The 21,908-nt window shown below is 66.0% G+C and carries 20 protein-coding genes, 1 pseudogene and 1 riboswitch; of the genes and pseudogenes, 13 read left to right on the forward strand and 8 right to left on the reverse strand.

What is annotated here, in order from left to right; genetic code table 11:
- The first annotated feature begins 6 nt into the window (after positions 1 to 6).
- The 9 genes from AC3WUT_RS00925 to AC3WUT_RS00965 all read left to right on the forward strand — a co-directional run bounded on the left by AC3WUT_RS00925 (position 7) and on the right by AC3WUT_RS00965 (position 10,227).
- Entirely contained in the window at positions 7 to 753 is a 747-nt protein-coding gene (locus AC3WUT_RS00925) for a transporter substrate-binding domain-containing protein (protein ID WP_492345187.1), read from the forward strand.
- Positions 754 to 790: 37 nt separating this feature from the next.
- Positions 791 to 1,459, forward strand: a complete 669-nt coding sequence (locus tag AC3WUT_RS00930; RefSeq protein ID WP_492345188.1) for an amino acid ABC transporter permease — start codon at positions 791 to 793, stop codon at positions 1,457 to 1,459.
- On the forward strand, positions 1,456 to 2,262 hold the full coding sequence (locus AC3WUT_RS00935; protein WP_492345189.1) for an amino acid ABC transporter ATP-binding protein: 807 nt from the start codon (positions 1,456 to 1,458) through the stop codon (positions 2,260 to 2,262). The genes AC3WUT_RS00930 and AC3WUT_RS00935 overlap by 4 nt, the downstream gene beginning before the upstream one ends.
- Positions 2,263 to 2,282: 20 nt before the next feature.
- The gene (locus AC3WUT_RS00940) at positions 2,283 to 2,879 is read left to right on the forward strand and encodes a HutD/Ves family protein (RefSeq protein ID WP_492345190.1); all 597 of its coding nucleotides are present in this window, start codon (positions 2,283 to 2,285) and stop codon (positions 2,877 to 2,879) included.
- 2 nt (positions 2,880 to 2,881) lie between these two features.
- Positions 2,882 to 4,141, forward strand: coding sequence for an imidazolonepropionase (hutI, locus tag AC3WUT_RS00945; RefSeq protein ID WP_492345191.1), 1,260 nt, complete (start codon positions 2,882 to 2,884; stop codon positions 4,139 to 4,141).
- Positions 4,142 to 4,149: 8 nt separating this feature from the next.
- Positions 4,150 to 5,577 carry a formimidoylglutamate deiminase gene (locus AC3WUT_RS00950; RefSeq protein ID WP_492345589.1) on the forward strand — a complete coding sequence of 476 codons (1,428 nt, stop codon included), beginning with the start codon at positions 4,150 to 4,152 and terminating at the stop codon, positions 5,575 to 5,577.
- A 24-nt stretch (positions 5,578 to 5,601) separates the two neighbouring features.
- Positions 5,602 to 6,423, forward strand: coding sequence for an N-formylglutamate deformylase (gene hutG / locus AC3WUT_RS00955; protein ID WP_492345192.1), 822 nt, complete (start codon positions 5,602 to 5,604; stop codon positions 6,421 to 6,423).
- Between the two features lie 88 nt (positions 6,424 to 6,511).
- Positions 6,512 to 7,495: an acrylyl-CoA reductase (NADPH) gene (gene acuI / locus AC3WUT_RS00960; RefSeq protein WP_492345193.1), complete on the forward strand. Its 984-nt coding sequence runs from the start codon at positions 6,512 to 6,514 to the stop codon at positions 7,493 to 7,495.
- Positions 7,496 to 7,648: 153 nt separating this feature from the next.
- A riboswitch (cyclic di-GMP riboswitch) is annotated at positions 7,649 to 7,734 on the forward strand.
- Between the two features lie 129 nt (positions 7,735 to 7,863).
- Positions 7,864 to 10,227: a putative Ig domain-containing protein gene (locus tag AC3WUT_RS00965; protein ID WP_492345194.1), complete on the forward strand. Its 2,364-nt coding sequence runs from the start codon at positions 7,864 to 7,866 to the stop codon at positions 10,225 to 10,227.
- 73 nt (positions 10,228 to 10,300) lie between these two features.
- Here AC3WUT_RS00965 and AC3WUT_RS00970 read toward each other — a convergent pair whose 3' ends face one another.
- The 7 genes from AC3WUT_RS00970 to AC3WUT_RS01000 form a co-directional block, all read right to left on the reverse strand.
- Positions 10,301 to 10,765, reverse strand: a complete 465-nt coding sequence (locus AC3WUT_RS00970; protein WP_492345195.1) for a hypothetical protein — start codon at positions 10,763 to 10,765, stop codon at positions 10,301 to 10,303.
- Between the two features lie 121 nt (positions 10,766 to 10,886).
- Complete coding sequence (locus AC3WUT_RS00975; RefSeq protein WP_492345196.1) at positions 10,887 to 11,609, reverse strand: ABC transporter ATP-binding protein; 723 nt, start codon at positions 11,607 to 11,609, stop codon at positions 10,887 to 10,889.
- Positions 11,606 to 12,340 (reverse strand): ABC transporter ATP-binding protein, encoded by a 735-nt coding sequence (locus tag AC3WUT_RS00980; RefSeq protein WP_492345590.1) that lies wholly within the window; start codon positions 12,338 to 12,340, stop codon positions 11,606 to 11,608. Before AC3WUT_RS00980 ends, AC3WUT_RS00975 begins: the two co-directional genes overlap by 4 nt.
- A gap of 26 nt (positions 12,341 to 12,366) precedes the next feature.
- Positions 12,367 to 13,380, reverse strand: a complete 1,014-nt coding sequence (locus AC3WUT_RS00985) for a branched-chain amino acid ABC transporter permease (RefSeq protein WP_492345197.1) — start codon at positions 13,378 to 13,380, stop codon at positions 12,367 to 12,369.
- Between the two features lie 61 nt (positions 13,381 to 13,441).
- Positions 13,442 to 14,305, reverse strand: coding sequence for a branched-chain amino acid ABC transporter permease (locus tag AC3WUT_RS00990; RefSeq protein WP_492345198.1), 864 nt, complete (start codon positions 14,303 to 14,305; stop codon positions 13,442 to 13,444).
- 40 nt (positions 14,306 to 14,345) lie between these two features.
- Positions 14,346 to 14,987 (reverse strand): LysE family translocator, encoded by a 642-nt coding sequence (locus AC3WUT_RS00995; protein WP_492345199.1) that lies wholly within the window; start codon positions 14,985 to 14,987, stop codon positions 14,346 to 14,348.
- Positions 14,988 to 15,130: 143 nt separating this feature from the next.
- Positions 15,131 to 16,321: an ABC transporter substrate-binding protein gene (locus AC3WUT_RS01000; RefSeq protein ID WP_019575328.1), complete on the reverse strand. Its 1,191-nt coding sequence runs from the start codon at positions 16,319 to 16,321 to the stop codon at positions 15,131 to 15,133.
- An 839-nt stretch (positions 16,322 to 17,160) separates the two neighbouring features.
- Between AC3WUT_RS01000 and AC3WUT_RS01005 the strand changes: the two genes are divergently transcribed.
- Complete coding sequence (locus tag AC3WUT_RS01005) at positions 17,161 to 17,679, forward strand: hypothetical protein (RefSeq protein ID WP_492345200.1); 519 nt, start codon at positions 17,161 to 17,163, stop codon at positions 17,677 to 17,679.
- 198 nt (positions 17,680 to 17,877) lie between these two features.
- On the forward strand, positions 17,878 to 18,471 hold the full coding sequence (locus tag AC3WUT_RS01010) for a bactofilin family protein (RefSeq protein ID WP_492345201.1): 594 nt from the start codon (positions 17,878 to 17,880) through the stop codon (positions 18,469 to 18,471).
- A 67-nt stretch (positions 18,472 to 18,538) separates the two neighbouring features.
- Here the strand turns inward: AC3WUT_RS01010 and prpR are convergent, their stop codons facing one another.
- Positions 18,539 to 20,419, reverse strand: coding sequence for a propionate catabolism operon regulatory protein PrpR (gene prpR / locus AC3WUT_RS01015; protein WP_492345202.1), 1,881 nt, complete (start codon positions 20,417 to 20,419; stop codon positions 18,539 to 18,541).
- Between the two features lie 165 nt (positions 20,420 to 20,584).
- Here prpR and AC3WUT_RS01020 point away from each other — a divergent pair, with 165 nt between their 5' ends.
- Both AC3WUT_RS01020 and AC3WUT_RS01025 read left to right on the forward strand, forming a co-directional pair.
- Positions 20,585 to 21,568, forward strand: coding sequence for a tripartite tricarboxylate transporter substrate binding protein (locus tag AC3WUT_RS01020; RefSeq protein WP_492345203.1), 984 nt, complete (start codon positions 20,585 to 20,587; stop codon positions 21,566 to 21,568).
- A gap of 59 nt (positions 21,569 to 21,627) precedes the next feature.
- Positions 21,628 to 21,851, forward strand: a pseudogene (locus AC3WUT_RS01025) (carboxyvinyl-carboxyphosphonate phosphorylmutase); the annotation flags it as partial.
- Positions 21,852 to 21,908: the final 57 nt, after the last annotated feature.

Raw genomic sequence — 21,908 nt, forward strand, 5'->3', positions numbered from 1 at the left:
CTCCCCATGAACTTTCGTCGCCAACTCATCCTCGCCGCCCTGGCCTTCAGCAGCTTGGCTGGCCTGCACGGCGCTGCCAGCGCCCAGACCGATGTGCTGCACGTGGCCACCGATGCCACCTTCCCGCCCATGGAATACACCGACAACGGCAAGCGCACCGGCTTTGATGTCGAGTTGGTGGAGGCTGTGGGCGCCGCCATGGGCAAGAAAGTCGAATGGGTGGACATCGACTTCAAGGGCCTGATCCCGGGCCTGATTTCCAAGCGTTTCGACATGGCCGTGTCGGCCATCTACATCACTGACGAGCGCAAGAAGGTGGTCGACTTCACCGAGCCCTACTTTGCCGGTGGTCTGGTCACCATGGTCAAGGCCGGCAGTGCCATGAAGGCTCCGATCGACCTGAATGGCAAGAAGGTATCGGTGCAGGTGGGCACCAAGTCGGTGGCTTTTGTGAAGCAGGCCTTCCCCCAAGTGCAGCTGGTCGAGGTCGAGAAGAACCAGGAGATGTTCAACCTGGTGGACATCGGTCGCGCCGATGCGCTGGTGACCGGCAAGCCCGCCGCCTTCCAGTACATGCGCACCCGCCCGGGCCTGCAGGTGCTGGAGCCCCAACTGACCACCGAGGAGTACGGCATGGCCTTGCGCAAGGACACGCCCGAGCTGACCCGCGCCGTCAATGCCGCGCTGGCCAAGCTCAAGGCCGACGGCAGCCATGCGCGCCTGGTGGCCAAGTGGTTCCCGGCTGGCAAATGACGGCTTGAGCGCCCCCTGACTGAAGGCACTCCACCCCATGGACTTCGATTTTTCACCCGTCTGGGCGGGCTGGCGCGATCTGCTCAACGGCGCCGCCGTCACGGTGCAGATCACCGCCTGTGCCCTGCTGCTGGGCTGTGTGCTCGGCCTGCTGGCCGGCATGGGCCGCCTGCGGCGCGGCAACCCGCTGGTCTACGGCCTTTGCACGGCGTATGTCGCGCTGATCCGCGGCACACCGCTGCTGGTGCAACTGTTCATCCTGTTCTTCGGCCTGCCGCATTTCGGGCTGCTGCTGCCGGCCTTTGTGTGCGGCGTGCTGGGCATGGGCATTTACTCGGGCGCCTATGTGTCGGAGATCGTGCGCGGGGCCATCCAGTCGGTGGACCGCGGACAGATGGAGGCCGCGCGCTCCATGGGCATGTCATACGGGCAGGCCATGCGCAGCGTGATCCTGCCGCAGGCCGTGGTGCGCATGATCCCACCGCTGGGCAATGAGTTCATTGCCTTGATCAAGAACTCGGCCCTGGTGTCCCTGCTGACCATCCACGACGTGATGCACGAGGGCCAGAAGATCATCAGCGTGTCGTACCGCTCGCTTGAGGTGTACCTCGCGATCGCGGCGGTGTATTTCGTGCTCACGGGCCTGACCACCCTGGCCCTGCGGCACATCGAACAGCGCCTGCGCGCCGGAGGCATGGTGCAATGAGCCCGACCCTGAAACAGACGCCGCCCGCGGCGCAGGCGGCGCAAGCGGCCGGACCCATCGTGCGCATCCGTGGCCTGGGCAAGCGTTACGGCGATCATGTGGTGCTGAAAGGCATCGACTTCGAGGTTCAGCCCTCGCAGGTGGTGGTGGTGATCGGGCCCAGCGGCTCGGGCAAGAGCACCTTCTTGCGCTGCTGCAACGGGCTGGAGCAGCCCGAGCAGGGCAGTGTCGAGATCGTGGGCCACACCCTGGTGCGTGACGGCCAGATGCTGGGCGAGCACGAGCTGAACGCCTTGCGCACCGAGGTGGGCATGGTGTTCCAGTCGTTCAACCTGTTCCCGCACCTGTCGGTGCTGGGCAACGTCACCCTGGGCCCGCGCATGCTGCGGGGCCTGAGTGCCGCCCAGGCCGAAGCCGAGGCGCGTGAGCTGTTGCAGAAGGTGGGCCTGTCGGCCAAGGCCGATGCCATGCCCGCCAGCCTGTCAGGCGGCCAGAAACAGCGCGTGGCCATTGCCCGGGCCCTGGCCATGCGACCCAAGGTGATGCTGTTCGACGAACCCACTTCGGCCCTCGACCCCGAGCTGGTGGGCGAGGTGCTGCAGGTCATGAAGCTGCTGGCCAGCGAGGGCATGACGATGATGGTGGTCACCCACGAGATGGGCTTTGCCCGCGAGGTGGCCGATGTGGTGGTGGTCATGGACGGCGGCGGCATCGTCGAGGCCGGCGACCCGGCCACCGTGTTCGGCGCCCCGCGCCAGGAGCGCACCCGGCAATTTCTGCAGGCCGTGCTGAGCCGTTCGTGAGCCTGGAGGCCAGATCCGAGATGCCAGACCTGCACTTCTTCGACCGCCGAGCCCTCGAGGCCATGCCCTGGAAGAACGGCGGCGGGCTGACCCGCGAGATCGTCTGCCAGCCCCCGGGCGCGGGCCTGGACGCTTTTGACTGGCGGGTGAGCATTGCCCACATCGCCAGCGATGGCCCGTTCTCCAGTTTCACCGGGGTGGACCGCGTGATCACGCTGCTCGAAGGCGCCGGCGTGCACCTGGCCTCTGGCGACGGCGCGGTGGCGCACCGCCTGTCCACACCGTGGCAGCCCTTTGCCTTTGCGGGCGAAGCGGCCATCGACAGCCGCCTGCTGGGCGGCCCTTGCGATGACTTCAACGTGATGACGCGGCGCGAGCGCTGCCGGGCCTCGGTCACGGTACTGCGTGGTGATGTGGGGCAGGCCCTGCCGTCGGCGCCAGCCGGCTTGTTGATGAGTCTGCAGGGGGCCTGGCAGCTGTGTGGCGCTGAAACCGTGGCGCTGGCGCCCGACCAGGGCCTGTGGTGGCAGGCCGGGGCAGGGCGCTTCGGCCCCTGGCGGCTGACGGCCGATGGGCCGCAGGCCGCACTGATCGTGGTGTTGATACAGGAGGTCTGAAGATGCTGGGTTCCACGCACGCCAGTGCCGAGGGTTTGTGGTTCAACCTGCGGGTCGCGCCCGGTGCGCTGACGGCCGATGGCCCGCCCGACAGTGACGCCTTGCTGGTGCAAGGGGGGCAGATCGCCTGGGTCGGGCGCCTGGCCGATGCCGTGCTGCCGCCCGGCACCCCCAGGCACGATGGCCGGGGCCATTGGCTCACGCCCGGCCTGATCGACTGCCACACCCACCTGGTGTATGGCGGGCAGCGTGCCCCTGAATTCGCCTTGCGGCTGGCCGGGGCCAGCTACGAAGAGGTGGCACGCGCGGGCGGGGGCATTGTCTCCAGCGTGCGGGCCACCCGCGAGGCCAGCGAAGACGAACTGCTGGCCAGCGCCAGCGTCCGACTGCAGAGCCTGCTCGCCGAGGGCGTCTGTGCCATCGAGATCAAGTCGGGCTATGGCCTGAGCCTGGCGCACGAGCGCAAGCAGTTGCGGGTGGCGCGGCGCCTGGGCGAGCTTCACGGCATCACGGTGCGCACCACCTTTTTGGGCGCCCATGCCCTGCCGCCCGAGTACGCGGGGCGCAGCGCCGATTACATCGATCTGGTTTGTCGCGAGATGCTGCCGGCGCTGGCAGCCGAGGGCCTGGTGGATGCGGTGGACGTGTTCTGCGAGCGCATCGCGTTCTCGCTGGCCGAGACCGAGCAGGTGTTTCAGGCTGCCCAAGCCCTGGGCCTGCCGGTGAAGCTGCACGCCGAGCAACTGTCCGACATGGGCGGCGCGGCGCTGGCGGCGCGCTACGGTGCGCTGTCGTGCGACCACATCGAGCACCTGTCGGCCGAGGGCATTGCGGCCATGCGCCGCGCGGGCACGGTGGCCGTGTTGCTGCCGGGGGCCTTCTACACCTTGCGCGACACCCAACGGCCGCCCATCCAGGCCTTGCGTGAGGCCGGTGTGCCCATGGCGGTGTCCACCGACCACAACCCGGGCACCTCGCCAGCCCTGAGCCTGCTGCTGATGGTCAACATGGCCTGCACCCTGTTCCGCCTGACCGTACCCGAGGCCCTGGCCGGGGTCACCCGCCACGCCGCCCAGGCACTTGGCCTGCAGGACACCCATGGTGTCCTCGGCCCGGGGCGGCCTGCCAACTGGGTGCTGTGGCCTGTGGGCGAGGTGGCCGAACTGGCCTACTGGCTGGGCCAGCGAGCCCAGCCCACGGTGGTGCGCCAGGGGCGCGTCACCCAGACCTGTTCCGAAGCGGACGTGAGATCTTCGACATGAGCACCGACATGCGCACCAACACCTTGTTTGCACCCCACGCCCTGCTGCCTGATGGTTGGGCCCGCGACGTGCTGCTGCAGTGGGATGCGGCCGGCGTGCTGACGCACGTGCAGGCGGGGGTGCCGGTGGGCGCGCAGGCACCCGTTGGGGTGGCCCCGGCCACAGGCCCCGTGATCCCGGGCCTGCCCAATCTCCATTCACATGCCTTCCAGCGCGGCTTCGCCGGCCTCACCGAGCAGCGCAGCAGCCCGGGGCAGGGCGGCGAGGCCGACAGTTTCTGGAGCTGGCGCACCCTGATGTACCGCTTCGCCGGCAGCCTGACACCCGAGCGGCTGGAGGCCATCGCCACCTGGCTGTACCTGGAGATGCTGGAGGCCGGCTACACCTCGGTGTGCGAGTTCCACTACGTGCACCACCAGTCCGACGGCCAACCCTATGCCGACGATGCCACCTTGGCGCGTTGCCTGTTGCGGGCGGCGCAGCGCACCGGCATGGGCATGACGCTGCTGCCCGTGCTGTACCAGACCGGCGGTTTTGGCGGGCAGGCGCCGCACGGCGGGCAGCGGCGCTTTCTGCGCAGCACCGACAACCTGCTGAGCCTGCTGGACACGCTGCAGGGCGAGATCCAGCAGGGCCTGCACGGCCACGGTACCCGGCTCGGTCTGGCGCCGCACTCGCTGCGTGCTGTGCCACCCGACAGCCTGCGCGAAGCTGTGGCGGGCCTGACGGCCCTCGACCCCGAGGCCCCCATCCACATCCACATCGCCGAGCAGACGCGCGAGGTGGACGATTGCCTGGCCTGGAGCGCGCGGCGTCCGGTCGAATGGCTGCTGGAGCATGCACCGGTGGACCGGCGCTGGTGCCTGGTGCACGCCACCCACATGACCGAGGCCGAATACCGCGCCGCGGCTGCCAGCGGCGCGGTGGCCGGCCTGTGCCCCAGTACCGAGGCCAACCTGGGCGACGGCCTGTTTGACCTGCCCCTGTGGCGCGATGCCGGCGGTGCCTGGGGCGTGGGGTCTGACAGCCATGCCTGCGTGAATGCGGCCGAAGAGCTGATGCTGCTGGAGTATGGCCAGCGCCTGCAGCGGCATGAGCGAAATGTGTTGGCCAGCGCCCGCCAGCCTGGCGTGGCCACGGCCATGACCTTGCAGGCCGTGGCGGGCGGTGCCCAGGCCTGCGCCCGCCCCGTGGCGGGCCTGGCACCAGGGCAGCGAGCCGACTGGGTGGCGCTGGACCCGCAGCACCTGGCCCTGGCCGGCCTGCCTGCGCCCGACATGCTCTCGGCCCATGTGTTCGGCAGCCACCGCAGCTCGGCCGTGGCCGAGGTGCGGGTGGGCGGCGTGCCCCGCGTGCAGGCCGGGCGCCACGCCTTGCACGATGAGGCGGCCCGGGCCTTTGTGCAGGCCCGCCGCGAACTGCTTGAAAGTACCTGACCTTCTCCTATCCGAGGCCCTCCCATGACCGCGACCACTTTCACCACCGATCAGGCTGCATTCCGCCTGCACCAGGGACACCGTCCGCTGTTGATCTCCATGCCCCATGTGGGGACCTACGTGCCGCCCGCGCTGGCCCAGCGCCTGACGGCCGAAGCCCGGCAGGTGCCCGACACCGACTGGCACCTGGAGCAGCTCTATGGCTTTGCACGCGCTCTGGGCGCCTCGATCCTGGTGGCCACCCATTCGCGCTACGTGATCGACCTGAACCGCCCACCCGACGGCGCCAGCCTGTACCCGGGCCAGAGCGTGACCGGGCTGTGTCCCGTCGATACCTTTGACGACACCCCTTTGTACGCTGACGGTCGGGGCCCGGACGAGGAAGAGATCGCACAGCGACGCGAAGCGGTGTGGGCGCCTTACCACGCCTGCTTGCAGGCCGAGTTGCAGCGTTTGCGGGCCCAGCATGGCGTGGCCATGTTGTGGGACGCGCACTCGATCCGTTCGGTGCTGCCACGCTTCTTCGACGGCAAGCTGCCCGACCTGAACCTCGGCACGGCGGATGGTGCCAGTTGCGACCCGGCCCTGGCGCAGCGCTTGCTGGAGATCGCCCAGGCCGCGCCGGCGCACACCGCGGTGCTCAACGGGCGCTTCAAGGGCGGGCACATCACCCGCCATTACGGCCAGCCGGCCCAGCGCATCCATGCGGTGCAACTGGAGATGACGCAGTGCAGCTACATGCAAGAGGCCTTGCCTTTTGACTACCTGCCCGGGGTGGCCGCCCGCATCCAACCCACCGTGCAGCAACTGATCGAGGCCATGCTGGCCTTTGCCGAGGGGCCTTGAACTGACCCTCAGGGGGATCCCGGGTGCTTGATAGGTCTGTTCGAGCTGGGGCATGATCCACGCCGCTTGTACCCAATCAGGAGACCCCATGTTCGAAGGCATTTTGATCACCAAGGACGACGCCGGTTACCGCGCCCAGTTGCAGTCCATCGACGAGGCACAGTTGCCCGAGGGTGACGTGACGGTCCAGGTGGCCTGGTCCACACTCAATTACAAGGATGGCCTGGCCATCACCGGTCAGTCGCCCGTGGTGCGGCGCTTTCCCATGGTGCCGGGCATTGATTTCGCGGGCACCGTGACGGCCAGCAGCCATGCCCACTGGAAGGTGGGCGACCCGGTGCTGCTCAATGGCTGGGGCGTGGGCGAAACCCATTGGGGCGGCCTGGCCGGGGTGGCCCGGGTCAAGGGCGATTGGCTGGTGCGCCTGCCCGAGGCCTTCAGTGCCCGCCAGGCCATGGCGATCGGCACCGCGGGCTACACCGCCATGCTGTGCGTGATGGCTTTGGAGCGCCACGGCATTCAACCTGGTGACGGCGACATCCTGGTCACGGGGGCCAATGGTGGTGTGGGCAGCGTGGCCCTGGCCCTGCTGGCCAGGTTGGGCTACCGCGCCGTGGCCTCGACCGGTCGGCCGCAAGAGGCTGAACACCTGAAATCGATCGGCGCCGCCGAGGTGATTGACCGGGCCGAACTGGCCGCGCCCGGCAAAGCACTGGGCAAGGAGCGCTGGGCCGGGGTGGTGGATGCCGTGGGCAGCCACACCCTGGCCAATGCCTGCGCCTGCACCCGATATGGCGGCGCGGTGGCGGCCTGCGGACTGGCTGGGGGCATGGACTTTCCGGCCACGGTGGCGCCTTTCATCCTGCGCGGGGTGACGCTGTACGGCATTGACAGCGTGATGGCTCCGCTGCCGTTGCGCCAGCAGGCCTGGGCGCGCCTGGCCCGCGACCTGGACCCCACCTTGCTGGAGGCGTTCACCCGTGAAATCCCGCTGGCCCAGGCCCCCTCGGTGGCGGCCGATCTGTTGGCAGGCCAGGTGCGCGGCCGCGTGGTGGTGCGCGTGACGGCGTGAGGCCCGGCACCCTCTGACAGGCAACATTGGCCATGTCGGCTTGGGCGGATGGCGGGAACTGGCTGGCTTTTTCAGTTCTTTTCCGTTCGTCACTTCTTATCGGCTGTGTTACGAATTGTGTTGATATGAAACATAAATGAACTTAAGATGGCGGCATGTAAAAGGCACACCCGTCCGAAAGGCGGGGTCGCAAAGCCACCGGTCTAAGCCCTCAGGGGTATGACAGCGGGGTTGCCAAGCCCCTGTGGCTTCTTCTGCGAAGCCCACCTGGATCCCCAGGTCCCAGAAGCCGGCAACCCACCCGCCCGGTGTCCTGGCTTCCCTTCTTTTGATGGCTGTGCCTCCCGTCCAACTGACCGGAGAGTGCCATGGCCTCCTTGATTCAATTCCATTCCTTGCGTTCTGCGTCAGCCGCCTGCGGCCTGGCCTTGAGCGCGATGACCTTGCTGCTGGCGGCCTGCGGCGGCGGCGATGCCGGCACGGCTGCCAGCCCCTCGGTCAGCGCGACCACCACGTTGTCGGCCGAGGTGGACACCTTGCCGGAGTCGGCAGCCACGCAGACCGCCTTGCCCACGTTTCACCTGGCACCGGTGCAACTTCAGGCGCCTGACGACGTGGATGCCTCTGGCTCGGGCGCATCGGCCCAAATGGCTCCCCGCGTGCAACTGGTGCCTGCCGAATTGGCCGGCCTGAGCAGCCGTCGCCTGACGCCCGAAGCGATGATCCAGGCCAAGGCCCTGGGGGTTCCTGCCAATGTCCAGTCCGATGATTCGACCGCGAAGGCCGGGACCGCCGTGGTCACCTATTCACCGGCGCAGATCCGGGCCGCGTACGGCTTGCCGGCTACTCCGGCGGCGGGTGCCAGCCTGTCGGCTGCCCAAGCCGCTCAGTTGGGTGCCGGCCAGACGATCTACATCGTCGACGCCATGCACAACCCGAACGTGGCGGCCGAGTTGGCCGCCTTCAACAGCAAGTTCGGCCTGCCCACTTGTACCACCAAGGCCATTGCCACCACTGCCGCGCTGCCGCTGGCCGCCCCGTCGGCCTCGGCCTGCGAGCTGTCGGTGGTGTACAGCAACACCAGTGGCGCCATGACGGCAACGGCACCCGCGTACAACTCGGGCTGGTCGACCGAGATCTCGCTGGACGTTCAATGGGCCCACGCGATCGCGCCGCTGGCCCGCCTGGTGCTGATCGAAGCCCCGGACTCCGGCGTGAACAGCCTGCTGGCCGCCGTGGGCTTGGCCAACAAGATGGGCCCGGGCGTGGTGTCGATGAGTTTTGGCGCCAACGAAGGCAACTGGACCGCTTCGGCCGACAGCTATTTCGGCACGGCCAACATGACCTACCTGGCGGCCGCCGGTGACTCGGGTGCCGGCGTGAGCTGGCCGGCCGTGTCGCCCAAGGTGCTGGCCGTCGGCGGTACCTCCCTGACCTACAGCGGCACGGGCAGCCGCAGCGAAGTGGTGTGGACCGGCTCGGGTGGTGGCACCAGTGCCTACACCGCCACGCCCAGCTACCAGACCAGCGCGGTGCCCGGCATGGGCACGGTGGCGCGTCGCACCGTGTCAGATGTGGCCATGAATGCCAACCCCAACACCGGCCAGTACGTGGCGGTGATCCCTGCCGGCAGTACCACCGCCCAATGGGTCAGCGCGGGCGGCACCAGCATGTCCACCCCGCAATGGGCGGCCCTGTTGGCGGTGGCCAACGCGATGCGAGTCCAGTCGTCCAAGGCTTTGTTGGGTGCGCCGCACTCTGTTCTCTATGGCCAGATCTCGGTCAATGCCAGCAGCTATGCCGGTGCGTTTCTGGATGTGGTGTCGGGCAACAACGGCACCTGCGCCACCTGCAGCGCGCACACCGGTTTTGACACCCCCACCGGCCTGGGCACGCCCAACGGCAGCAACCTGCTGAGTGTGTTGAGCGGTGCCACCGTGACCAACCCGCCGGTGGTGGCTTCGGCCAGCATCACAGGCCAGGTGGGAACGGCCCTGTCGTTCACCGTGTCGGCCAGCGCTCCCAATGCCGTGACCTACAGCCTGACCGGCGCACCGAGCGGCATGGCGATCTCTACCGCGGGTGTGGTCAGCTGGGCCACCCCGGTGGCGGGTACCTACGCTGTGACGGTGGTGGCCAAGGACAGCAAGACCGGCCTCAGCGGCCAGGGTGTCTACACCGTGACCGTGACCGCGCCGGTGGCCCCCACCGTGACCGCCGCCACCGTCAATGGCACGCCAGGCACCGCCTTGTCATTCACCGTGAACGCCACCGGCGCCAATGCCCTGAGCTACAGCCTGAGCGGTGCCCCCACCGGCATGAGCGTCAACGCCAGCACCGGTGTGGTGAGCTGGGCCAGCCCGGTGCTCGGCAGCTACAGCGTGACCGCCATCGCCAAGGACAGCAAGACCGGCCTGACCGGGCAAGCCGTGTACACGGTCAAGATTGCAGCCGCCACCTCGACCAGCAGCGGTTTGTCGGTCAATGCACCCGCCATCACGGGTACGGCAGGCAAGGCCGTCAGCGGCACGATCACGATCACGGATTCGGGTGTGAGCTGGGTTTCGGTGTCGATCTCTGGCGCGCCGCTGGGCATGTCGTTCTCGATGACGGGCCTGACCGTGACGGCCAACTGGCCCAGCCCGAAGACTGGCAGCTACTCGCTGACCATCGTGGTCACGGACTCGGCGGGTCGCAAGGTTCAGGTTCAAATGCCGGTGACCATCAAGTAAGCAACTCGCTTTCGTCTCCATTGAGCGGCGCCAGGGAATGCCCTGGCGCCGTTTTTTTTGTGCTGACAGACCGTCAAGGACAGTTCAAGGCCATGGCTTGTCCCTCCCAGGTGCTTTGGCGCACCGGGCCCTGGCCCGGGCAGCTGTAGCGCACGATCAGGAACTTGCGTTGGTTCGGCGCGGGGTCGCCGCACAAGCCGTTGTTCACCGCGAGCACCGGCATGGGCTGCTCGGCCAGCGTCCGGGCAATGCCGGCACGGGCATCACAGGCACGCTCGGCCGTGCCATAGCGGGCCTCGTGCAAGGTGATGGGGGCCGGGCTGGCGCCCAAGGAACCCGGCCAGCCTGGGGTCGCGCCCGGCTGCCAGGGGGCCTGGCGAGCGGCAGCCAGGCCATCGGCATAGCCCTGGTCGTAACCGCGGCGATAGGCGAAGTTTTGGCCCTCGCTCTGGGCCTGGGCCAGAGGGGCCAACAAAACAAGGCTCAGTCCGGTGATGAGCAGGGCCCCTGGCAAGGGGCGACTTGGGCGCAAAGGCATGGCGGGCTTTCAGGCCCGCGGGAAGGATGAGGGATCTGCGGGCTTGCACGCTCAATGAGTGGCGCAGGCGGGGCGTTGACACCCGATCTGTATCAACTTGTGCTGGTCTGTGAAGCGCGTCTCAAACGCCCAGGTACTGGTCCAGCAAGGCCGGGTTGGCCCGCAGTTCCTCGGAGCTGCCTTCGAAGGCCACCTGGCCTTTGACCAGGATCACGTTGCGGTTGCTGATCTGGGTGACGTGCTTCCAGTTCTTGTCGACGATCACGCTGCTGATGCCGCTTTCGCGAATCAGGCCGCAGATGCGCCAGATCTCGCGTGCGATCAGGGGGGCCAAGCCCTCGGTGGCCTCGTCGAGGATCAAGACATCGGGGTTGGTCATGAGCGCGCGGCCGATGGTCAGCATCTGCTGTTCGCCCCCAGACAGTTGCTGGCCACCGTGGTTCAGTCGCTCGGTCAGGCGTGGAAAGGTCTCCAGCACGCGCTCGTAGGTCCAGTCGCGCTGGCCCCGGGTGCCGGCGCGGGCGGCCATCTGCAGGTTCTCGCGCACGCTGAGGTTGCCGAAGATGCCGCGTCCTTCGGGCACGTAGGCGATGCCCAGCCGTGACACCTCGTAGGGCGAGCGCCCGGTCATGGCGCGGCCCGTGATGTTCACCTGGCCCGAGCGGGGCTTGACCAGGCCCATGATGCTTTTCAGCAGGGTGCTCTTGCCCATGCCGTTGCGTCCCATCAGCCCGATGGTTTCACCGCGCGCCACCGAGAAGCTGAGGTCACGCAGGATGTGGCTGGCACCGTAGAAGGTGTTGAGGCCCTGGGCCTGGATCAGCAGTTCGGGGGTGGGGCTCATTCGTCGGCTCCGAGGTAGGCGGACTGCACCAGCGGGTCGGCACGCACCTCGGCCGGACTGCCGCTGGCGATGCGCTGGCCGTTGACCATCACGGTCAGGCGATCGGCCAGCGTGAAGACAGCGTCCATGTCGTGCTCGACCAGCATCATGGCGTGGCCGGGCTTGAGCCGCAGCAGCAACTCGACCACCCGTTCGGCCTCGGCCACGCCCATGCCGGCCAGGGGTTCATCCAGCAACAGCACCTGCGGTTCGGTGGCCAGGGTCATGGCGATCTCAAGCTGGCGCTGTTCGCCATGACTGGCTGCGCCCGCGACGGCCTGGCGGCGGGCTTGCAGACCGGCCAACTCCAGGGCGCGCTCGGCGCGTTCGTTGATCGCACGGATGCTGTCGGCACGCTGGAGCCAACGCCAGGCCTGCGGGCTGCGCGACTGGGCTGCCAGCCGGATGTTGTCCCACACGCTCAAGGGGGCAAAGATGTTGGTCTTTTGGTAGCTGCGGCCCAGGCCCTGGCGCGAGATGCGTTCGGCCGACCAGCCGGTGACGTCTTGTCCGCCCAGGGTGATGCGGCCCTCACTGGGGGGCAGGTCGCCCGAAAGCAGGTTGGTCAGGGTCGATTTGCCGGCACCATTGGGGCCGATCACGGCATGGATGCAGTTGCGCCACAGATCGAGTTCGACCTGGTTGACGGCGGCCAGCCCACCGAAGCGGCGGGTCAGGCCGCGCGCACTCATCAGCACTTCGGGGGTCTGTGTGGCGTTCACGCTTGCTCTCCAGAGGGGGCTTTGCCTGCGCGCTGGGTGAGGCCCAGCAGTCCCCGGGGCGCAAACACGATCAGCGCGACGATGAACAGGCCCATCCACAGCTGCCAATGCTTGCCGGTGTCAAAGCCGCCGACGGCCGGCAGGTCCTTGAACAGGTCGAGCAGCAACTCGAAGGTGAAGGCCCCGACAATGGCTCCGGCAAAATTGCCCATGCCGCCCAGGATGACCATCATGATGGCGTGAGCGCTCATGTGAAAGCCCATCAGTTCGGGGTTCACGTAGCCACTCTGTGCACCCCACAGGTAGCCGGCCAGACCGGCCAATGCGCCGGCCAGGGTGAATGCCGCCAGCTTGTAGCCAAAGGTTCCGAAGCCCATGGCACGCATGCGGTGTTCATTGATGCGGATGCCCGCCAGAGCCCGGCCGAACGGGCTCCAGAGCAGGCGCCGAAGAAAGGCATAGACCGCCACCAGAAAGAACAGCGTGAAATAGTAAAAGCTCAGCTTGTTCTCGAGATCGAAGGGCAACCAGCCCGCCAGGCTCGCATCGGGCTTGAAGTTGATGTACAGGCCATCCGAGCCACCCAGGAGCTTGTTGTCGAAGAACAGATAGAACACCATCTGCGCAAAGGCCATGGTGACCATGATGAAGTAGATGCCCTGGGTGCGCACCACAAAGAAGCCGATCACCAGGGCCGCCAGCGCCGAGGCGGCCACCGCCACGGGCAGCGTCCACCACAGGCTGGCGGGTTCGCCTGCGGGCGTGATGAAGGCCAAGGCATAGCCGGCCAGCCCGAAATAGGCTGCATGCCCGAGGCTGACCAGGCCGGTCACGCCCTGCAGCAGGTCCAGGCTCATGGCGAAGATGGCCAGGATCATCATGCGTGCCACCATCTGCACGTAGAAATCGCTGCCCACGAAGGGGAAGCTCAGCAGGGCCAGCAGGCCCAGGGCCAGCGCGGCCTGCAGGCCACGGGGCAGGGTCTCGAGACGGGCACGGGGGGCAGACATCAGTGGAACTCCGGGCGTAGGGGGGGCAGGGCAGGGGTGTGCGTGAACGCTGCGTCGGGGGTCATTGCTTGAACAGCCCCTCAGGCTTCCACAACAGCACGGCGGCCATCAGCATGTAGACCAACATGCCCGAGACCTGGGGCAGCAGCACCTTGCCAAAGGTGTCGACCAGGCCCACCAGCAATGCCGCGATCAAGGCACCGCGCACCGAGCCGATGCCGCCGATGACGACCACCACAAAGCACATGATCAGGACCTGTGAACCCATGTTGGGGTAGACGCTCGCAATGGGGGCCGCCACCATGCCGGCCACGGCGGCCAGGCCCACGCCGAGGGCAAACACGATGGCATGGATCAGCCGGATGTTGATGCCCAGCGATTCGGCCATGTCGCGGTTGAAGGCGCCGGCCCGGATCTTCATGCCCAGCCGGGTGCGCGAGATCAGCAGGTACAGGCCGAGGGCCAGCAGCAGGCAAACCACCGACATGAACAGGCGGTAGGCCGGGTAGGAGAGGGTGTCGGTCAGTGGCAGCGACCAGTCCAGCGCCTTGGGGATGTCCACGCCGTGAACGTCGTCGCCCCACAGCAGCGAACGCAGCTCTTCGAACACGTAGATCAGGCCGAAGGTCAGCAGCACCTGATCCAGGTGGTCGCGCTGGTAGAAATGGCGGAACAGCAGCCATTCAAGCGCCAGGCCCAAAGCCACCGACAGCAGGGCCCCGAGCACGATGGCCAGCGGCAGGCTGCCCACCTGCGCGCTGAGCCACCAGGCCAGATAGGCCCCGAGCATGTAGAAGCTGCCATGGGCGAGATTGACCACGCCCATGATGCCGAAGATCAGCGTCAGGCCGGCCGCCAGCATGAACAGCAGCAGGCCGTACTGCACGCTGTTGAGCAACTGGATCAGAAGGTTGGCAAGGTCCATGGCGGGGCGGGGTTTGAAGTGGGTGGGCCGTCGGATCGGATCAGGTGTGGCGACGCGACATCAGCAGCAAGCCACCCATGAGGGTGAACAGTCCGCCCGAGATGCGGTTGAACCACTGCATGCGGCTGCTGGAGCGCAAGGCCGGGGCTAGCCGCGCCACGCCCAGGGCGCACGCCGAGAGCACGGTGAATTCAAAGCTCACGAAGGTGCCGGCCAGCAGGCTGAACTGCGGCAGAAACGTGGCGGTCGGGTTGATGAACTGCGGAAAGAAGGCCGTGAAGAACAGGATGGCCTTGGGGTTGCTACCCCCCACCATCAGGCCCTGCAGGTACAGGCGTGCATAGGACTGGGGCTGACGCTGGCCCGGCGAGTCGGTGGCCTGGGGTGAAAAGACCGTTGCCCGACTGCGGAAGGTTTTGATGCCGAGCCAGATCAGGTATGCGGCACCGACGCTTTTGAGAACCAGGAAGGCGGTTTCTGACGCTGCCAGCAGGGCGCCCAGGCCCAGGGCCGAAAGCAACATCACCCCCAGCACGGCGGTCACACTGCCCGCCACCGAGGCCAGGGCGCGGCGTGGGCCGTACTGCAGCGAGTTGGTCATGCACATGAGCATCGTGGGGCCGGGCGACAGCACGAGCAGGGCCACGGCGGCGAGGTAAAGCAAAAAGGTACTGAGGGTCATGGCGATGAGGGGGCAGGTGAGGCAAACACAGGTCGTGGCCACGGGATCCAGGCGCACGAACAACAGGCCGGCGCTCCAATCGAAGCGCTGGTCACATCATTCTTGCAAATGCCGGGCCCCGTGGGCAGGCCGCCCCCGTTCGATCAACCCAGCCGGCAACCCGCGCCGCTGTCGGCCAGGGCCTTGGCGGCCACGCCGAGCACCTTGTTCTCGCCTTTTTCAACCACCCGCAGGTAGATGTCCTGCACCGGGTTGTGGGCCCGACTCATGGTCCACTTGCCACGCGGGCTGTCGATCACAGCCGATTCGAGCGCCTTGTACAGCGCTGGCTTGCTGCCGCTGAGGTCCCCTTTGACGGCATTGGCGCCTTGCACCAGCAACAAGCCCGTGTCGTAGCCCTGCACGGCATACACATCCGGTTGCATCTTGAAGGTCTTGGCGTAGTCGAGGCGGAACTGCTTGTTGCGCGGCGTGTCCAGCGAATCGCTGTAGTGCATGGTGGTGATCACGCCGTCGGCGGCCGGGCCGGCGGCCTCGATCACGCCTTCGGTCAGAAAGCCCGATCCATAGAGCGGGATCTTTCCCTTCAGACCGGCTGCCGCATAGTCACGCATGAACTTGGCGGCCCCACCTCCGGCAAAGAAGCAGGCCACCGCATCGGGCTTCAGTGCAGCGATTTCGGTCAACAGGGCCTGGAACTCGACGTTCGGGAAAGGCAGGCCCAATTCTTTGACGATGGTGCCACCGGCCTTGGTGTAGCTCTCCTTGAAGCCCTCGTAGGCCTCGTCGCCAGCGGCGTACTTCCAGGTGATCCAGACGGCCTTCTTGTGGCCACGGGCCACCATGGCCGCGCCCAGCGCCTGGGTGGGTTGGGCATTGGTGAAGCTGGTGCGGAACACGTTCGGGGCGCACAGGGCCCGGGTCGCTGCATGCACGCCGGCGTTGGGGATCAGGCTCAACACCCCGCTGTCGCGTGCCACCTTCTGGATGCCCATCTGCACGCCCGAGTGCACGGTGCCAATCAGCACATCCACCTTGTCTCGCTGGACCAGTTTGTTGGCGTTTTCGATGCCCTTGGCGGGCTCTGATTCGTCGTCGACCTTGAAGTATTCGATCTCGCGCCCGCCGAGCTTGCCGCCTTGCTCATTGATGGCCATGCGCACCCCGTTCTCAATGGCCACGCCCAGTTGGGCGTAGGTGCCGGTGTAGGGCAGCATGAAACCCACACGCAGCTTGCCGGTTTGGGCTCGGGCCAGTTCGGGCAGCCACAGGCCGCTGGACGCTGCACCCACCAGGGCTGCGCTGCGGCTGAGGATCAGTCGGCGTGAGGTCATGTGTGTCTCCAGTTGTCGATTTTCAAAACATCGGGTGCGTTGTCAGTGCAAGGCCTTGACCGAGGGCGACACCCCGCTGAACGGCAAGCTTTGGTGCCAGCGGGTGGCTCGCTTGGCGCGACTTCGATGAAGGCGCTCCGCATCGTGGCTGGGTGATCATCTGCTTGGTATGCAATAAAGTGCCTGCACGTCTTGTGCACGCAGTATATTGCCGACATTCGAATTCAAGCGATTTTTTTCTGCCCGTGAAAACCCTGCCCGGCTTCGGCCAGTTGAGGGTCTGTTTGAGGGGGAAGTGCTTTGCTGCGATCAGGTGATGTCATCCGATGGCAGGCTGTCGCGTTGTAGGGAGGTCTTTACAGGAGATCACTCATGCAAGTCCCTCTGAGCAAGCCCCAGCGCCCAACCCTGGGCATCTGGCCGTTTGACGAACGCGACCGCAAGCGTCAACCCGCATGATCAGATGCAGGCGTGCTGAGGCCGCTGCCCCTGCGCTGGCCAGCGGGGCCTCGGTGGCGCGCCAAAAAGAAACCCGGCCAGGGGGCCGGGTGCAACCCCTTGCGGGGCCTGCGCAGGGAGTCGGACGCAGGTTCGGGTTGGCGGGGTGTGACAGCGATGTTTGAGCTTAGACGCTGGGCCCGCTTTTTTCCAGCAGAGCTTGGACTGCGCAGTGCCCCTGACCCGGGCGGCAATGCCCGAAGCGCATGCCGGCGATGAGACCCATGAGCGTCACGGCGGTGGGGCGACGCAAATGTGTCAATGCGTAAATCCAAACTGAGCGCAGCAGGCCATCGCCGCATAGGCCCCGCCCGTCGTGATAAAACCGGCGGAGTGACGGGATGCTGCTGCAACGGATATTTGCAAAGCGCTTATTCAATGGTTTTCGAGGTAACAACGAGAAACATTTGAACCTTATTTTTCACGACTCTGCCCTTAGTATCGCGCCCTGTTCATGGTGTGTCTGGCTGATTCACAAATGCCGCGTGATCTGCTTCCAGACCTGCCAGCTCTCTCGAATGCCTTGCTGGCCAGGGAGTGATTTTTCAGGGAATACGCGTGTGAAACTCGAAACCTTCGTGCCCATCGCCATGGGCTTGCTTCAGGAGCCAGGACTGCGTTTTGAGGTCTTCCTCAACAGCCGGATCCGCATTCATCGCCCCGAGGCCCCACGCACCATGGTGATGCACCTCATGATTTATGTGGTTCAGACCCTTGAGCGGGCTGATTCCGATCTGATTCAATTGGCGGCGCGTAATTTTGGTGCGATATACCGTGAAGCCTTGAAGCAGTGGGCGGCTGATCCGGAGGCGCAAGAGCCTTTTCGGTACCTGATAGATACTGAGATATTTACACTTTGATAGTGTCTTGTCAGAGTTCAAATCATTCGATGGCCCCTTGATTCGTTTGAAGGGTTGATTGAAGGGTTGATTGATAAATATCAGCGGTGTTTCTTTATCGGTTCGTCCGCTGTTTTTGTATCTGGTTACTTTTGTTGCTCACATTTGTTGGAATGTATCGTCAACGCTCCCTAGCATGAATCCCTTTCAGGAGATTCCATGGCGATTCAACCTAACTTCTTTGGCAAACGCGATCCTGATGGCGTGGCTTCCCGGGTTCAGCCCGGTGCATCGGCTCAGCCCGGTGCCGGCCTTGCGCCCTCGCAGTCCTCCAAGACGGGGGCTCCCAGTCCGGTCGCGCAATCTGTCCCGGTGGAGGCAACGGTCAAACCCGCCCCTGCCGAAGGCGGCAGTCGCCTCACCGTGGGGCCCAACATCAAACTCAAGGGCGTTGAGATCACCGATTGCGACACGCTGGTCGTCGACGGCATGGTGGAAGCCACCATGGACTCGCGCTTGATGCAGATTTCGGAGCAGGGGTCTTTCCGGGGCGCGGCTGACATCGATCTGGCCGAGATCAAAGGGCGTTTTGAGGGCAGCCTCAATGTGCGCGGCAAACTGATCATCCACGCCACGGGCCAAGTCAGCGGAAAAATCCGTTACGCCAAACTGATTGTTGAAGATGGCGGGCAGTTGAGTGGTGACATCGAGTGCGGATTGGGTGCGCCGTCTGGCCTGGCCCGCCCAAAAGCCGATGTGGTCCTGGCCTCTCAGATCACGGACGCGGTTCCTAAATCGGCCCCCGTGCTCTGAAGGCGGCGCGGGCACGCGCTGGCGTGCGGCTTGCCAGGGGCGAACGGGCTGGGGGCCGGCCCTGGCATCAGCCCGGGGGCGGTGGCTCTTGGTCTTTGAGCCACCGCCACAGGGTGGCCCGGCTCACCCCCAGGGCCCGTGCGGCGTCTTGATGGCGGCCTTGATGGTGGAGCAAGGCGTTTCTTGCCTGCTCGGTGCGACCCTTCGGGTCGCTGGCGGGCAGCGGCGGCCACAGGCGGTCCAGCCTGACCCAGTCCACGGTGTCCAGCTTGTCAGTGCCCCGCAGTGCCACGGCAATTCTGTCCATCAGGTTGCCCAGTTCCCGGACATTGCCCGGCCAGCGATGGCTGAGCAGTGCTGCCGTGGCTCTGTGCAGCACCTCGGCAGCTGGCCAGGCCAGGCCCTGCTGGCGCAGGCTGCGCTCAAGCAGGGCATGGGCCAGCTGGGGCAGGTCGGCGCTGCGTTGGCGCAATGGAGGCAGTTCCAGCCGCAGCACTTCAAGGCGATAGAACAGGTCTGCACGAAAGCGGCCTTCGGTCACCCAGTCTTGCAAGGGGCGGTGGGTGGCTGCCAAAACCCGGACATCCACGGGAATGGCGCCGGTCGCCCCCAGGCGCTGGATCTCGCCCTCCTGCAGAACCCGCAGCAGGCGGCTCTGCAGTGGCAGGGGCAGGTCACCGATCTCGTCCAAGAACAGCGTACCGGTGTGGGCTCTTTCGAACAGGCCGCGTCGGCCGCCACGCCGGGCGCCGGTGAAGGCCCCGTCTTCGTGGCCGAAGAGTTCGCTCTCCAGCAGCCCTTCGGGCACGGCGGCACAGTTCACGGCCACAAAAGGGCGGGCAGCCCGCGGACTGGCGTTGTGCATGGCCTGTGCCATCAGCTCTTTGCCGGTGCCGGTTTCGCCGGTGATCAGAACCGGCAGGTCGGTGGGGGCGAAGCGGCGTGCGTCATCCACCACGTGAAGCCAGGGAGGGCTGCTACCGATCAGGTCTTCAAAGCGATGCCGGGCCGTGCCTTGTTCTTCACGCTTGCGCATGCGCAGCCGGTTGTCCGCTTCGTGGATGGCCTGGGCGGCATACAGCGTCAGTGTGGCGCCGACCACTTCACCGCCGTCGGCCCAGGGCATCAGACTGGCGACCCAGTCGCGCTGGCGCAGGTTCAGCACGCTCTGACGCGCTTGCAAGGGGGCCGTGGCGGACCAGCCCAGTTCAGGCCAGAGTTCGTCCAGGCGCCCTTGGGGCGCCTGAGCGGATTGCCAGCCCAGTGCCTGGAGCATGGCTGGGTTGGCGGCGATCAGGCGACCCTCGCGATCGACCGCGAGCACGGCATCCTGCAGGTTTTGCAGCACGCCATGAATCTGCGCATAACGTTCGCGTTCCAGTTGCCGTACCCGGGCCAGGTCCAGCGCGTTGTCGAAGCCTTGCCGGATGCTGTCCAGCGAATAGGCCAGGATGCCTGTCAGTCCCAGCTCGTTCGCGAGTTCGAGCACCAGGCTCGATCCCACCACCACCCGACAGCCTTCGGCCCGGAACAGGGCCAGCGTCTGGCGGGCGTCCTCCGGTGTCCTGTAGGCCTGCTGGAGCACCTCGATGTTCAGCAAGGTCTTCACAGATTCCAGCTCCGGGATGGTTTGGCCGTAGGTGAGGATGCCCACTCGGTCGGTGCTGGCGCGGGCTTGGATCAGTGCCTGCAGGATGTCGAAGCCTGTCAGCTGGATCGTGGCCACGGGTGCCTGCAGGTGGCGTCGCAGCAGGCTGGCGTTCGAGCCGGCACTCACAAACACGTCCACACTGCCACTGGCCAGTCGCTCTCGCGCCAGATCCAGCGTTCGATCAAAGCTGCCATCGACCACTTCGATTTCGGCTCGATGGCGGTATTCGGCCAGCACAGGCTGGGCCAGTTGGCGGATGGCAGGGTAGCTCAGGAAGCAGAGGCGGGGCAGGGCCATGGCGTCTCCTTGTGATGTTTCATGATTGTTGCTTTAAGGTTTCATGAAACATGAGCCGCACGCGACAAAACAAGAAAATCGAGCAGTGACAAGGACTTGCGATCGTCTTCGGGTTGGCACGGGGCCTGCATTCAGTGGGCAGGGAACACACACAAGGAGACACCCATGACACCCATGACGCCCCGCGGTTTGCGACGCCGAAACCTGCTGCTGGCCACCGGTGCCGGCCTGTCTGGCCTGGCCCGGGCCCAAGGACCGACGCCGCGATGGCCTGCCAAGCCGGTAACCATCGTGGTCCCTTATTCGCCGGGTGGCGGGACTGACATCGTGGCCCGGATCGTGGCCCAGCGGCTGTCCGAGCATTGGGGTGTCTCGGTGGTGGTGGACAACCGCTCTGGCGCCAACGGGGTCATCGGGTCCCAGCACGTGGCCAAGCAGCCGCCAGATGGCCTGACCCTGCTGATGGTGGTGGGCTCGCATGCCATCAATCCGGTGCTGATGAAGGCGCTTCCTTACGACACCCCCCGTGCCTTCACCCCCATCACCCGCCTGGCTGACTCGCCCATGGTGCTCGTGGTCTCGGCCAAAGCCCCCTACAAGGACTTGCGCGAACTGATCGAGGCCGCACGCAAGGAACCCATGGCAGTCGGCTATTCGGAAGGGCAGACCCGGCTGACTGGTGAGCTGATGCGGCAAGCGGCCCAACTGAAGACCGAAGGGGTGCCTTACAAGGGCGGCGCCCCCATCATGGTCGACATCATTGGCGGGCATCTGCCCATGGGGGTGACCAGCGTTCTGACCGCGCTGCCCCATGTTCAGTCGGGCAGTTTGCGTGTGATCGGTGTGGCCGCAGCGGAGCGCATGCCCCTGTTCCCGGACGCGATGACCTTTCGCGAACTGGGCTATGCCCAGGTCGAGTCCTTGAGTTGGTATGGTCTGTTCGGACCTGCCGGGCTGCCTGCGGCCCTGGTCGCACAGATCAATGCGGACCTGCGGCGCATCACGGCCGACCCTGGGCTGCAAAAGCAGCTCACGGCGCAAGGTGCGCAGGTGGTGCTCACGCCGCCTGAGGAGTTCGCCCGCTTCCTGCAGGCCGAGACCGGCAAATGGGCCCAGGTGGCTCAGCGCGGTGGCATCCAGCCTGAATGAACGGCTGAATCGCGCCAACGTCCTCTGATTCATTTTTCTACTCTTTAGGAACCCAAGCCATGGCCGCCTCGATCGCCCAACTCAAGCAACGTCTCTCTCAACCCGGCCTGGTGATCGCACCGGGTGTCTATGACATGGTCTCACTGCGCCTGGCCGACCGCTTCGGCTTCGATGCCTTGTACATGACGGGCTTCGGCACCGTGGCCTCCCACCTGGGCCTGCCGGATGCTGGATTGGCCACCTACAGCGACATGCAGGGGCGTGTGCGGGCCATGGCCAGAATTTTTTTTTCTCTTCTCCACATCTGACGCTGCCGACGATCATAGATTGGTGTAGATCT

The organism is Curvibacter sp. EU05-FHT14A10 (assembly GCF_058791075.1).